Below are 12,872 nucleotides of genomic sequence, written 5' to 3' on the forward strand. Positions count from 1 at the left end.
ATTTTGCCGGGACTGCGGGGGTCTCATGCAGTTGCCTGGCACGACGCCGGGCGCTCCCCTCCCCTAAGGAAAGGATTCGAGATGTCCGTCCGTCATCCATTGATCTATCCGTTATCGGGCTTCTTCGCGCTTGTGTCATCGACCGCCCTGGCAGACACGCCACTCTGGCGAGACGCGCCCAGCACCCAGCAAAGGACGTCTGCCCGCGCCTCGTCCGACCTGCCGGCATCCACCCGCCGGGTCATCCTGGACCAGGACGCCCTCGAGAGCACGATGCGGCGGATGCGCGGAAGCAAGGCGCCATCGTCCCTGGCACTACCACTGCCGGCAGGCGGAAGCAGCACGTTCATGCTGGAACCCTCCGGGGTGCTCCCTCCAGGACTGGCGTCGCGTTACCCGGACCTGAAGAGCATGCGGGGCGAGGACGCCGAAGGGCGCCGTGTCCGCATCGACATGGGGCCCAACGGCATCGACGCGACGGTACGCGATCCCGCCGGTGACTGGCTGGTCCGGCCGGAAGCGCCTGCCGCTCCGAATGCGCGTTCCGGCGAGCGATTTCACGCCGTGTTCCGACGAGCAGTCGCCACCCGAAGGCCGCACGGCGAGAACGCCGACATGCACGAAGCAAGCGCCCAGGACGACGATGCAGGAGGCCGGCGCACGGACACGCCCGCTTATCGCACCTTCCGCATCGCCATGACGGCCACGCCCTCGTTTACCCGTAGCCAGGGCGGAACGCGGGCCCAGGCCCTGCAAGCCATCGTCACCGCCGTCAACCGCGTCAACCGCATCTACGAGCGAGACTTCGGGGTGCACCTCGTCCTCGCCGAGGACAACGACAAGCTGGTATTCACCCCGGACGAACCCGACCCCTTCGGTGACCTGAAGCCTGACGATGGGACCTACGACATCGATATGGCGCTGCGGAACGTCGAAGTCGTGTCGCGAGCCCTGGGCGACGATGCCTTCGACGTCGGTCACCTGCTGGATGCGCGGCGCGATAGCGGCATCGTCGGCGCGATCGGCAACACATGCACGCGATGGACGGGCAGGACGGAGGATCGCGACCTTTCCAAAGCCGCGGGCATGACAGGCAGTGCGAGGCCGTTCGGCGACCCCTTCCATGTCGACTTCATTGCCCACGAACTCGGACACCAGTTCGGCGCCTCCCACACGTTCAATGGCTGCTCACGCGCCCAGCGGGCGGCGGGTACGGCGCTCGAACCGGGAAGCGGTTCCACGGTGATGGGTTATGCGGGCCTGTGTGGCCAGCAAGACCTGCAACCGCATTCGGACGATTATTTCCATGGCGCGAGCGTCGAAGAGGTCGGGGCGTGGCTGGCAGGCGCCGGAGGTGCGTGTGCCACGACCGAAACCGCGACGGCGCGTCCGCCCTGGCTCGACACCGAAGGATGGCGGCGGCCCATGCGGGTGCCCGCGCGCACGCCGTTCCAGTTGACCGGCCTGGCGCGGTTCACGGAGGCCGGTGCGAGGACGAGCTACACATTCGAGCAGATGGATATGGGCGACTTCCAGATCGATGCGACCCTTACCGACCGTGGCAGCGGCCCCCTCTTTCGTTCGCGCAAGCCCCACATGGACGGGACGCAGACATTTCCCGCGATGGCGGTGCTGCTGGGAAGCGAGAAGGCGGACCAGGGCGACACCTTAGCGACGAGCGACCGTCGGCTGCGTTTCCGCATGACGGTTCGTGACGAGCGTGAAGGTTTGCGAACTCCCGCGGTCTATGCCGAACGCGTCGTGGAGGTCGTGGATACCGGCAGGGCCTTCGCGGTCACCGCGCCGCTACGGTCCGCCACCCTTCGGCGCGGCAAACCGCACATCGTCCGGTGGGATCCCGCGGATACCGCCAAGGCCCCCATCGACTGCCCGTCGGTGCGGATCGACGTGTCCATCGACGCCGGCTCCAGCTTCCTGGACATGCCGCTGGCCCGGCAGTTGCCCAACGAGGGGCGCGCCAAGGTCGTCATACCCGCCGATATCGCCCCTTCGACAGACGCCCGACTCCGCATCGCCTGTGCCGATGGACGCTTCTTCGCCATCTCCCCACGGCTACAGGTGCGCTAGCCGGCTCAGAGGCCGAGGGAGATTTCCTCGGCTTCCACGCCCGCCATGTGGATGTGGTTGACGAACAATGAAAAAGCCAGCTTTCCGGCCAGTCCGTGCACGTGCTGCATCCACGGCGGCAGGTAGCGCGGCAGGGCGATGTCGCCGCTTTGGAAGTGCGCCTCGAGGCTCATGACGTCGTGCAGCGCGAGCTTTCCGGCGAAAAGGTTGCGCAACAGGTCGAGCCGCCGCTGGCGCAACGCCCAGCGGAAGAACGTATGCACCGCCAGCAGGCCGCTGAGGTACACGTTGTCCTTCGCGAACGCGGAGCCACCGGTCAGCGGCACGCCGCGGAAAACGCGCTGCGCGGAGTGGAAGCTGTCGGGGACGTTCTGTCCGCATTCGCGGAAGTAACGGAAGACCTCGACGAAGTCGGCGCCGTTCAGGGCCATGTCGATGGCGAGGATGCGCAGGCTGATGCGCTTCAGCCGGGAGATATCGATCGCGCCGGACATCAGTTCGGCGAACACCGCCAGGCCTTCCTGCGTTGCCGTGACGCGCGGCGAGGTGCGCGCGAGGGAGGCCAGTACGGGCTGCTCGCGGCCGTTGAGGGCGGTGAGCGAATGCACGAAAGCTTCGTGCGCGAGGAGCTGGTGACGGTCGTATTCGGTGAAGCGCACGCCGGCGCGCAGGCGAATGCGGGTCGCGCCGGCCGCCGCTTTCGCCGTCAGTTCCGGATCGACTTCCACCGAAATGGTCCCGGGGGCGAAGAAGGCGTCCAGGCGCTCGGCCATGTCGCGGCGCAACTCTTCCGCGGGGATGACACCCGTGGCGTCCTCGGTCTCGAGGTCGGCGCCGAGCTCGTCGGCGAGGTCCACGAAGTAGCGGGCGGCATCGAGATTGCTCCGGTTGCTGCCGGGAATCGCATCACCCGGCTTGCCGTAGAGCAGGACGGACGTCTCGGTCACGCGCGCGCTGCCGGCCGCGTGCAGCATGTCCGCCGCGATGCGCCAGGATTCGGCGGTGCGCCGAAGGTATTCCGCGATCGGGTGGTCCTCGTCGGCTTCGGCCTCGATGGCCTCCAGCTCGGCACGGGTACCGTCCAGCATCGGCGGACGGTAGCGAATATCGGGGATCGAGAGGCGTCCTGCGCCGAATTCCTCGATCAGCCGCTCTTCCACCGAGGCTGGCCACGACACCGTGGGCAGGATGCGAATGCTGCCGGCGGCGACGAGGAGGCGCTGGTCCAGCGCGGCGTAACGCCGCATCTCCGGCGAGAGGTGTAACGGGACGGCAGGCAGGTGCATGGGGCCGGATTATAGGCCCGTGAACGCCTCTTACCGGGAGGAAATGTACTTCTCGCGGCGGATGTGCTGCACGGACAGGCCGTGTTCCTTCAGTGCCGCAAACGCCGCGTCCACCATGTTCGGGTTGCCGCAGAGGTAGGCGATGTCGCCCTCGCCGCTGGGTTCCAGCTCCGCGAGCATGTCCTGGACGTATCCGAGGCGGTCGTGCGGGCGCGGGTTCGGCCGGGCGCCACGGGACAGGCAGGGATGGAAGGTGAAGCCCTCATGGCTACGCGCGAAGGCCTCGAATTCCTCGCCGTAAAGCAGTTCGCCTTCGTTGCGCGCCCCGTACAGGAGCACGAAGCGGCAGCCGCGCGAGGCGATGAGTGCCTCGATCTGAGGCAGCATGGCGCGGTACGGCGTGACGCCGGTACCGGTGGCGATGAGGATGTAGCGGCGGTTCTGGTCGCCTTCCATGAGACAGAAGCGGCCATACGGGCCGCTGGCATCGACCGTGCCCCCATGCTCCAGGCCACCCAGCAGGGCGGTCGCGGCGCCGCCGTCGACGTAGCTCACCGCGATCTCGACGCGCTGCACCGGGCCCGAGCCGTCGCCCACCGTGCCGACCGAATAGCTGCGCTTGGTCGGCTTGCCGTCGTCGTAATGGAAGTGGACCTGGAGGAACTGTCCCGGCACGAAGGCCAGCGGCTGGCCGTCCACCCGCTCGAAGGAGAGGTGGCGCACCGTCGGAGCCAGCATGAAGCTGTCGACGAGGCGGAGCTGGAACTGTTCAGCCATGGAAAGTCTCTGTTGACGCCGGGGAACAAAGCGGGCCGGCAAAGCCCGGTATAATAGGCGGCTTGTCATTCCGGCGCAGCCCATGACCACTCCCGCTTTACACGTCAACGATTTACGGAAGACCTACGGCAACGGCGTGGAGGCCCTGAAGGGCATCTCCCTCACCGTGCAGCCCGGGGATTTCTTCGCCCTGCTCGGCCCTAACGGCGCCGGCAAATCGACCCTGATCGGCATCCTCTCCTCCCTGGTGAACGCCTCTTCCGGCGATGCCGAGATCTTCGGGGTGTCGATCCACAAGCACCGCAGCGAAGCGATGCGCCTGATCGGCCTGGTTCCCCAGGAGATCAACTTCAACCAGTTCGAAAAACCTTTCGACATCTGCGTGAACCAGGCGGGCTTCTACGGTATCGGCCGCGCCGAGGCCTCGATGCGCGCGGAGAAGTACCTGAAGGAACTCCGGCTGTGGGATAAAGCCCACCACCAGGCCCGGATGCTTTCCGGCGGCATGAAGCGGCGCCTCATGATCGCTCGCGCGATGATGAACGAGCCGAAGCTGCTGATCCTCGACGAGCCCACGGCGGGCGTGGACATCGAGATCCGCCGTTCGATGTGGCAGTTCGTCAGCGGCATCAACGCCGCGGGCACCACGGTGATCCTGACGACGCACTACCTCGAGGAAGCCGAGCAGCTCTGCCGCAACATCGCGATCATCGACCAGGGCCGTATCGTGCAGAACACGACGATGCGCAGCCTGCTGGCCACGCTGGACGTCGAGACCTTCGTGCTCGACGTGTCGGCCGTGCCGGCCACGTTGCCGAGCCCCCCGGGCGTCACCCTGCGCAAGCTCGACGACCACACCATCGAGGCCGAGATGTCCCGCGCGCACGATCTGAATTCCCTCTTCGCCACGCTTTCGACGCATGGCGTCACCGTCACCTCCATGCGTAACAAGGCCAACCGCCTCGAGGAACTGTTCGTCCGACTGGTCGAGCATGGCCGGGAGAACGCGGCATGAGCGGCGCCACCAACCTCGTCGCGCTGGGCACCATCGTCCGCCGCGAGATCATGCGCATCCTGCGCATCTGGACCCAGACGCTGATCCCGCCGGCCATCACGATGACGTTGTACTTCGTCATCTTCGGCAAGCTGATCGGCAGCCGCATCGGGCAGATGCACGGCTTCACGTACATGCAGTACATCGTGCCCGGCCTCGTGATGATGAGCATCATCACGAACAGCTACGGCAACATTTCCTCGTCGTTCTTCGGCGCGAAGTTCGGCCGTTTCGTCGAGGAAATGCTGGTCTCGCCGATGCCCAACTGGGTGATCCTGCTCGGCTACGTCACCGGCGCCGTCACGCGCGGCGTGATCGTCGGCGCGCTGGTGCTGGTCATCGCGCTGTTCTTCACGGACCTGCACGTGGCCCATCCCGTCATCACCTTCCTTTCGGTGGTCCTCGGCGCGTCGGTGTTTTCCCTGGCCGGCTTCGTCAACGCCGTGTTCGCGAAGAAGTTCGACGATATCGCCCTGGTGCCCACGTTCGTGCTCACGCCGCTGACGTACCTGGGCGGCGTGTTCTATTCCGTGGACCTCCTGGGTGAGCCGTGGCATAGCATCTCGCTCGCCAATCCCATCCTGTACATGGTGAACGCCTTCCGCTTCGGCGTGCTCGGCGTCAGCGACGTGCCCATCGTCACGGCGTTCGTGGTGATGCTGGTGTTCGTGGTGGGCCTGTCGGCGGTCGCTCTGCGCCTGCTCACCCGCGGCGTCGGCCTGCGCTCCTGACGAGCCAGCCGGGATGCGGGTAAACAAGTACATCAGCGAGGCGGGCATCTGCTCGCGCCGCGAAGCCGACGACCTCCTCGTCGCCGGACGCGTGACGATCAACGACGTCGTCGTCGGCATGGGCGCCAAAGCCCTCGATGGCGACGTCGTGAAGGTCGACGGCGAGGTCGTCGTCGCGCGCACGCTCATCGCCAGTCCGGCGAAGAGCCGGGGCATCTACATCGCGCTGAACAAGCCCGTGGGCATCACCTGCACGACCGACACCACGGTCGACGGCAACATCGTCGACTTCATCGACCACCCCCAGCGCATCTTCCCGATCGGGCGCCTGGACAAGGATTCGGAAGGGTTGATCCTGCTCACCAGCAACGGCGACATCGTCAACGAGATCCTCCGCGCGGAGAACCACCACGAGAAGGAATACCTCGTGGCGGTGAACAAGCCCGTGACCGACGAGTTCCTCGCCGGCATGGCGCGAGGCGTGCGCGTGCACGGCCAGATGACCCGCCCGTGCAAGGTGCGGCGCATCGCCAAGTTCGGCTTCGCCATCATCCTTACCCAGGGACTGAATCGGCAGATCCGCCTCATGGCGGCGGCCTTCGGTTATCGCGTCACGCAGCTCCGCCGCGTGCGCGTCGTCAACATCAAGCTGGGGCACCTGAAGATCGGCCAGTGGCGCAACCTGACCGAGGCGGAACTGCGCGGGCTGCTGCCAGAAAGGCAAGCCTGGTAGCCCCGTCCGCCGCGGGATCGGCGAAGGCGTGCGATCATGGCGGCATGAGCGACTTCAGCCAGCTACCCCTCTCGCCCGCCCTCCTCGACGCCGTCGAAGGCATCGGCTACACCGCCATGACGGCGATCCAGCGCGAAGCGCTGCCGCCCATCCTGGACGGGCGCGACGTCATCGCACAGGCACGCACGGGCAGCGGCAAGACCGCCGCTTTCGGGCTGGGACTCCTCCAGCGGATCGATGTCGCGCAGGTGCGCCTCCAGGCCCTCGTGCTGTGCCCCACCCGCGAACTCGCCGACCAGGTCAGCAAGGCGATCCGGCGGCTGGCCGTGAATATCCCCAACGTGAAGCTGCTCACGTTGTGCGGCGGCATGCCCCTTGGGCCACAGCTGGCGTCGCTCGAACACGATCCGCACATTGTCGTGGGCACGCCGGGAAGGGTCCAGGAACACCTGAAGCGCGGCAGCCTGCATGGTGGTGGCATCAAGATGCTCGTGTTGGACGAGGCGGACCGCATGCTCGACATGGGCTTCGAGGAAGCCATGGACGACATCGTCAAGCGCATCGCCAAGCACCATCAGACGCTGCTCTTCTCGGCCACGTACCCGGACGCGATCCGCGCCGTCAGCGCGCGCGTGCAGCAGGATCCGGTGAGCATCTCGGTCGAGGAGGCGCATGACGAAAGCACGATCGAACAACGCGTCGTCGAGGTCGAGCCGCCGGTCAAGGCCGATGTGCTCGCGCGCATCCTCGTGCAGGCGAAGCCGGAGGCCACGCTCGTCTTCTGTAACATGCGCAAGGACACCGAAACCGTCGCCGCGGAACTCGACCGGCGCGGCTTCTCCGCCCTCGCCCTGCACGGCGACCTCGAACAGCGCGATCGTGACGAAGTGCTGGTGCGCTTCGCGAACCGCAGCTGCACGGTCCTCGTCGCCACGGACGTCGCGGCGCGTGGGCTCGACATTGCGGACCTGCCGCTGGTGGTGAGCCACGACGTGGCGCACGATCCGGACACGCATACACATCGCGTCGGCCGCACCGGCCGCGCGGGCGCCACGGGCCTCGCCATCGTGCTCGCCGGGTCGCGCGAACTGAACAAGCTGCGAGCCATCGAGGAGCGCCTCGGCGGTCCCTTGCCCCGCTACCCGACCAAACCCGCCGGCGATGGAAGGAAGGTACTTAACCTCGCGCCGATGAAGACCCTGGTGATCGACGGCGGCCGCAAGGACAAGATGCGCCCCGGCGACATCCTCGGCGCGCTCACTGGTGAAGCCGGACTGGACGGCAAGGACATCGGCAAGATCGACGTCTATGCCACGCGCGCCTACGTCGCGATCCGCCGCGACCTCGCCAACAAGGCACTGGAGCGCTTGCGCGCCGGCAAGATCAAGGGCCGTAACTTCCGCGTGCGCCCGTTGGGCTGATCGCTGCGCGCGACGGACGATCAGGTGCCGCGCGGTTTCGCCCGGTGTGTCGCGGTGGCGGTCCACGGATCGTCAGGCCACGGGTGCTTCGGGTAGCGTCCCTTCAATTCCTTTTTCACTTCCGGGTACGTGCGATTCCAGAAGCCGGCGAGGTCCTGGGTGACCTGGATGGGACGGCCGGCGGGCGAAAGCAGGTGCAGCATCACCGGGACGCGACCGTCCCCGACCCGGGGCGTGTCGGCGAGCCCGAACAATTCCTGCAATTTCACGGCGAGCACCGGCGGCGCTCCGGCGTCGTCGTCGCGCGTGCCGTAATCGAGGCGACGTGTCATGCCGCTGGGAACCTTCAGTTCTTCCGGCGCGTGGGCGTCCAGCGCGCGGCGCTGGTCGTAGTCCAGCATCGACGAGAGAGCCTGGGACAACTCGGCGGCCTGTAGCGCCTCGAGCCGACGCTTGCCGGCAAGATGGGGAGCGAGCCAACGATCGAGGTCCCGCAGCAGCGCCTCGTCGCCCACGTCAGGAAAGCCTAGCTCCGGCCGCCACACGCGCAACGCACCGATGCGCGAACGCAGACGCAAGGCATGCTCGCTCCACGGGAGCGCGATCACGCCGCGCGATCGAATGGCCGCGAGCAGCGCCGGCACCGCGTCGTCGTCCGTCAACGGCACGGAACGGCGCGACATCACGAGCGCGTCGAAGCGGCGCTCCTCGAATCCCTCAGCGATCTGTCGCTCGTCGTCCCAGCGCACGACGCGTTCGACGATGAAACGATCCGCATGATCGCGCTCGAGGAGGGCGGGATCGAAAGGCGCCGCGGCGAAGATGAGGCTGTCACGCGCGTCGAGGCGCAGGTCGAGCACGACAAGCCAGGGTTCGCCATGCAACGCGCTCGCTTCGTGCAAGCGCGCGCCGCGCCCATTGGCGAGCTGGTAACGCGTTGCCTGCGCTTCGTCACGGCGGGCGACGCGATCGGGGAAAGCGTGGACGAGGAGGTCACCCACCGCGTGACTGTCAGGCACGCCACTCGCCGCGGTGCGCACGCCGAGTCGGCGTCGCCACCCCGACGCTGCCTTTTCGATGGCAGCCAGCGCACCCACGTCGGCGTAACCGCCACGAACCGCACGGGCGCCGCCATCGCGCCATAGGTGAAGTGCGGTCACGCGCTGCCGGAAGTCGTCGTTCCGTCCGTGTTCGCCACGCAGGGGCGAACGCGCCTCTACGAGTGCCAGCAGGTCCGCGACAAGCGGCCGGTGCGTTGCCGGTGCCCTTAGCGCGGCGGCGGCAAGGCGAGGCGTGGCACCGAGCGCGAGCATCTCGCGACCCAGCGGCGTGACGGCGGACGCCTCATCGATGGCTCCCAATCGGTGCAGGAGGTCGCGGGCCTGCCCCATGGCGCCGACCGGCGGGCGGTCCAGCCACGGCAGGTCGTCGCTGCCCCAGCCGGCCAGTTCCAGCGCGAGGCCCGACAGCTCGGTGTGTTCGATCTCGGCGCTGCGGGCCGCTTCCAGCCGCCGGCTCTGCGCCCAGAGACGGTAAGCTACACCTTCGGCGACACGCCCCGCGCGACCGGCGCGCTGGTCGGCCGAAGCTTGCGAGATGGCCACGGTCTCCAATCGCGCGAAGCCTGACGAGGGATCGAAGCGAGGCTCGCGCGCGAGGCCGGCATCGACGACGGCCTTGATGCCCGGCAAGGTCACGCTCGACTCCGCGACGTTCGTGGCAAGCACGACACGTCGCATTCCCGCTTCGGCAGGCGAAAGCGCCAGCTGTTGCTCGGCCAGCGAGAGTTCGCCATGCAGGGGCACGACGTCGATGCGCTCCTCGACACGCTCGAGCATGCCGCGCGCGCGCTCGATCTCGCGGCGCCCGGGGAGGAAAGCGAGCACGTCTCCGTCCGTCTCGCGCAGCGCCTGCAGGACGGTACGCACCAGGTGCTGCTCGATGGTCTCCTGCGGACGCGCCGGTGGATGCTCGACGCGAACAGGAAAGCTGCGGCCCGGGCTGGAAAGACGTGGCGCATCCAGCCACCGGGCGATGCGCTCGCCGTCGAGCGTCGCCGACATCACCAACAGGCGCAGGTCCGGACGCAAGCTCGATTGCACGTCCAGCGCCAACGCGGCGCCAAGGTCGCCGGCAAGATGCCGCTCATGGAATTCGTCGAACAGGACGGCGCCGACGCCGTCGAGCGTCGGGTCGTCCTGGATCATTCGGCCAAGGACCCCCTCGGTCACGACCTCGATACGCGTGCGGGGCCCCACGCGCGATTCAAAGCGGATGCGGTAACCGACGGTCTCGCCGACTTCCTCGCCCAACTGACGGGCCATGAACGCTGCCGCCGCTCGCGCGGCGATACGCCGCGGTTCCAACATCACGATGCGGCCGCCGCCGAGCCACGGCGCGCGCAGCAGCGCGAGCGGCACCTGCGTCGTCTTGCCGGCGCCCGGCGGTGCCTCCAGCACCAGGCGCGGGCACCCGGCGAGCGAGGCGACGATATCGGGGAGCAGGGGGGTGATGGGAAAGACGGACTCCATACCCCGCTATGGTACGCAACCTGTCTCTCGGTGCGGGATCAGCCCTCCGCGCGCGCCTGCACCGGCTCCGACGCCGTGGTCGCCGAGGCTTCGAAGGGACGCAGCGATCGGAAGGCCCGCCGGTACTCATCGGACACGCGCTTGGCATCTTCGCCGTCGGCGATCACCTTGGGCGTGATGAGGACGATCAGTTCCGTACGATCGCTGCGGGTCGAACGGTCACGGAACAGCGCGCCGAGCAGAGGAATGCGCGACAGGCCCGGCACGCCGTTTTGCGACCGGTCGTCCTGCTGGCGGATGAGCCCGCCCAAGAGGACGGTCTGTCCGCTCTGCACCGCGACCTGGGTCGTGAGCTTGCGCTTGGAGATCGGCAGGTTCGCTCCCTGGGCCGTCTCGTCCGCGCTGCTGACTTCCTGCACGACGTCCATGTACACCAGGCCGCCTGGATTCACGCGAGGCCGGACATCCAGGATCACGCCGGTGTCCTTGTACTCGACCTGGCCCACCTGATTGCCGCTACCGATACCTGTGTTCACGTAGGTCTGTGTCACCGGGATCTGGTCGCCGACCTGGATGCGCGCCTTGCGGTTGTTCACCACGACGAGCGAAGGAGCAGAAAGGATTTTCGTGTTCCTGTCGCGCTCCATGGCGCGGATCGCGACCTGGAGGTTCTTGTTGACGAAGGAGTAGTAGAACGTGTCGGCTCGCGAACCGGCTCTCGGACGCACGTCGCCCAGTTTCCACTGCTGCTGGTTTCCCGGTTGGGTCACGCCGCCTTCGCCGTCAGGTCCGCCCGCACCGGCAAGCCCTTCGAGGTACCACTGGACGCCGAAACGGAAGTTCTCGACCAGGTCCACCTCGAGGATGCGTGTCTCGATCTGGACCTGCAGCGGCCGGGCATCGAGCCGTTCGATCGCTTGCCGAATCTCCGCCCATTGCGAAGGCCGCGCACGGACCATCACCTGATTGTTGGCGTCGATGGCCGTAATGCTTATGCCTGAGCGGGCATCGCCCGTCGCCGGGCTGGAGGCGGCCGCCGGCGGCGAGTCGAAGAAGGAGGAGGATTCGCCATCGGCCGCGTTGTCGGCTGCGGACAGACCGCCGCCTTCCGCCTCGAGCCCTTGCCCGCCGCCCAATGCGGATGCCGTGAGGCCGGGCGCAATCCTCGCCGGACTGTCACCGGTGACCGCACCGCCGAAAACGTTGCCAACATATTTCGCGACGTCCGAGGCCAGCAGGTTGCGCACTTCGTAAACGAACAGGCGGGGCTCGTTGCCGCCGCCGCGGTCAATGCGCGCGATCCACTCCCCCACTTGTTCGACGTGCTCGGCACGCGTGGCGATCACGACCACCGCGTTGGTACGCGCGATGGGAATGAAGCGGAACAGCCCTGCGATCGGCGTGCCGCTCTTTTCGCCGAAGACGGATTCCAGCGCCGGCAGCACCTCGCCGACGGAGGCGTTCTCCAGGCTGAAGACGCCCACGGACATGCCCGCCACCCAATCCACGTCGAACGTCTCGATCGTGTCCTCGTAGTTGGCAAGTTCCGCGCGCGCGCCTGCCAGCACGAGCACGTTGCGCGCGGGATCGGCGAGAAGGATCGCGCCAGGAAGCACGAAGGGTTCGAGCAACTTCGCCATCGCCGGCGCGGCGACGTGGCGTAAGGGAAACAGGCGGGCGGTCGTGCCCGCGGCCGGCCGTGTTGCTTTCATGCTCGGTGCGATTCGCCCCGCCACGGCGCGGCTCGCGGGGAGGATGCTGTAACGGCCCTGGTCGCGGACGAGTGCGTTGCCTGTCCAGGAAAGCAGGGTCTCGAGAATCGGCAACGCCTCCTCACGCATGACCGGCTTTGCCGTGGAGAAGGAAATCGCACCTTCGACGCCCGGTGCGATCGAATAGTTGGCGTCGAGCAGATCCCCAAGGATCGCTTTCACCACGGCCTCGATCGGCTGGTTCTCGAAGTTGAGCGTGACGGTGCCCTCGCCCTTCGCTTCCGGCCGGGGTTTGTCGGCCGCACGTGGGTGGATGAAGCGCCCGTTGCCACGCCGGATGTCGCCGGCGCCACTCGTTTCCGCGAGTGCGGCTCCTGCCTCGTCCTCCGCCAACGGCAGTGCGCCGGGCACCGGATTGTGCACGCCCGCGAGCGCTTCCCGCTCCAGTTCGCCGTCCGGCCTTGCATGTTTCGGAGTGCAGGCCACCGTCAGCAAGGCCGCAAGCAGGGCCATGCCGTGCGTTCCGTGTTTCATATGTG

General features: G+C 67.3%; 9 protein-coding genes. 5 read left to right on the forward strand and 4 right to left on the reverse strand.

Annotation, left to right across the window (positions count from 1 at the left end):
• Positions 1 to 81 precede the first annotated feature (81 nt).
• Positions 82 to 2,088 (forward strand): reprolysin-like metallopeptidase, encoded by a 2,007-nt coding sequence (locus ACQKIE_RS14750; RefSeq protein WP_427460384.1) that lies wholly within the window; start codon positions 82 to 84, stop codon positions 2,086 to 2,088.
• 5 nt (positions 2,089 to 2,093) lie between these two features.
• Here ACQKIE_RS14750 and ACQKIE_RS14755 read toward each other — a convergent pair whose 3' ends face one another.
• The gene (locus ACQKIE_RS14755; RefSeq protein WP_427460386.1) at positions 2,094 to 3,374 is read right to left on the reverse strand and encodes a flavohemoglobin expression-modulating QEGLA motif protein; all 1,281 of its coding nucleotides are present in this window, start codon (positions 3,372 to 3,374) and stop codon (positions 2,094 to 2,096) included.
• A gap of 30 nt (positions 3,375 to 3,404) precedes the next feature.
• A complete protein-coding gene (locus ACQKIE_RS14760; protein ID WP_427460388.1) occupies positions 3,405 to 4,151 on the reverse strand; it encodes an FAD-binding oxidoreductase in 747 nt (248 codons plus the stop codon).
• Between the two features lie 82 nt (positions 4,152 to 4,233).
• On the opposite strand from ACQKIE_RS14760, the gene ACQKIE_RS14765 reads away from it, so the two are divergent.
• The 4 genes from ACQKIE_RS14765 to dbpA are packed head-to-tail and all read left to right on the forward strand — an operon-like array spanning position 4,234 to position 8,090.
• Entirely contained in the window at positions 4,234 to 5,166 is a 933-nt protein-coding gene (locus ACQKIE_RS14765) for an ABC transporter ATP-binding protein (RefSeq protein ID WP_427460390.1), read from the forward strand.
• Positions 5,163 to 5,936 (forward strand): ABC transporter permease, encoded by a 774-nt coding sequence (locus ACQKIE_RS14770; RefSeq protein ID WP_427460392.1) that lies wholly within the window; start codon positions 5,163 to 5,165, stop codon positions 5,934 to 5,936. The genes ACQKIE_RS14765 and ACQKIE_RS14770 overlap by 4 nt, the downstream gene beginning before the upstream one ends.
• A 13-nt stretch (positions 5,937 to 5,949) precedes the next feature.
• A complete protein-coding gene (locus ACQKIE_RS14775; protein ID WP_427460394.1) occupies positions 5,950 to 6,669 on the forward strand; it encodes a pseudouridine synthase in 720 nt (239 codons plus the stop codon).
• Between the two features lie 44 nt (positions 6,670 to 6,713).
• A complete protein-coding gene (gene dbpA, locus ACQKIE_RS14780; protein WP_427460396.1) occupies positions 6,714 to 8,090 on the forward strand; it encodes an ATP-dependent RNA helicase DbpA in 1,377 nt (458 codons plus the stop codon).
• A 20-nt stretch (positions 8,091 to 8,110) separates the two neighbouring features.
• Here dbpA and hrpB read toward each other — a convergent pair whose 3' ends face one another.
• Together hrpB and gspD are read right to left on the reverse strand one after the other, a co-directional pair.
• Positions 8,111 to 10,621 carry an ATP-dependent helicase HrpB gene (gene hrpB, locus ACQKIE_RS14785; RefSeq protein ID WP_427460399.1) on the reverse strand — a complete coding sequence of 837 codons (2,511 nt, stop codon included), beginning with the start codon at positions 10,619 to 10,621 and terminating at the stop codon, positions 8,111 to 8,113.
• Between the two features lie 38 nt (positions 10,622 to 10,659).
• Positions 10,660 to 12,867, reverse strand: coding sequence for a type II secretion system secretin GspD (gene gspD / locus ACQKIE_RS14790; protein ID WP_427460401.1), 2,208 nt, complete (start codon positions 12,865 to 12,867; stop codon positions 10,660 to 10,662).
• Positions 12,868 to 12,872 lie beyond the last annotated feature (5 nt).

The sequence above is a fragment of the Luteibacter sp. NPDC031894 genome, from assembly GCF_050273135.1.
In the GTDB taxonomy this organism is placed as follows: domain Bacteria; phylum Pseudomonadota; class Gammaproteobacteria; order Xanthomonadales; family Rhodanobacteraceae; genus Luteibacter.

Bases quoted from the DNA above. Each gene is read 5' to 3' on its own strand.
- ACQKIE_RS14760 (WP_427460388.1), bottom strand. From the start codon at position 4,151: ATGGCTGAACAGTTCCAGCTCCGCCTCGTCGACAGCTTCATGCTGGCT.
- ACQKIE_RS14750 (WP_427460384.1), top strand. From the start codon at position 82: ATGTCCGTCCGTCATCCATTGATCTATCCGTTATCGGGCTTCTTCGCG.
- gspD (WP_427460401.1), bottom strand. From the start codon at position 12,867: ATGAAACACGGAACGCACGGCATGGCCCTGCTTGCGGCCTTGCTGACG.
- ACQKIE_RS14765 (WP_427460390.1), top strand. From the start codon at position 4,234: ATGACCACTCCCGCTTTACACGTCAACGATTTACGGAAGACCTACGGC.
- ACQKIE_RS14775 (WP_427460394.1), top strand. From the start codon at position 5,950: ATGCGGGTAAACAAGTACATCAGCGAGGCGGGCATCTGCTCGCGCCGC.
- ACQKIE_RS14770 (WP_427460392.1), top strand. From the start codon at position 5,163: ATGAGCGGCGCCACCAACCTCGTCGCGCTGGGCACCATCGTCCGCCGC.
- hrpB (WP_427460399.1), bottom strand. From the start codon at position 10,621: ATGGAGTCCGTCTTTCCCATCACCCCCCTGCTCCCCGATATCGTCGCC.
- dbpA (WP_427460396.1), top strand. From the start codon at position 6,714: ATGAGCGACTTCAGCCAGCTACCCCTCTCGCCCGCCCTCCTCGACGCC.
- ACQKIE_RS14755 (WP_427460386.1), bottom strand. From the start codon at position 3,374: ATGCACCTGCCTGCCGTCCCGTTACACCTCTCGCCGGAGATGCGGCGT.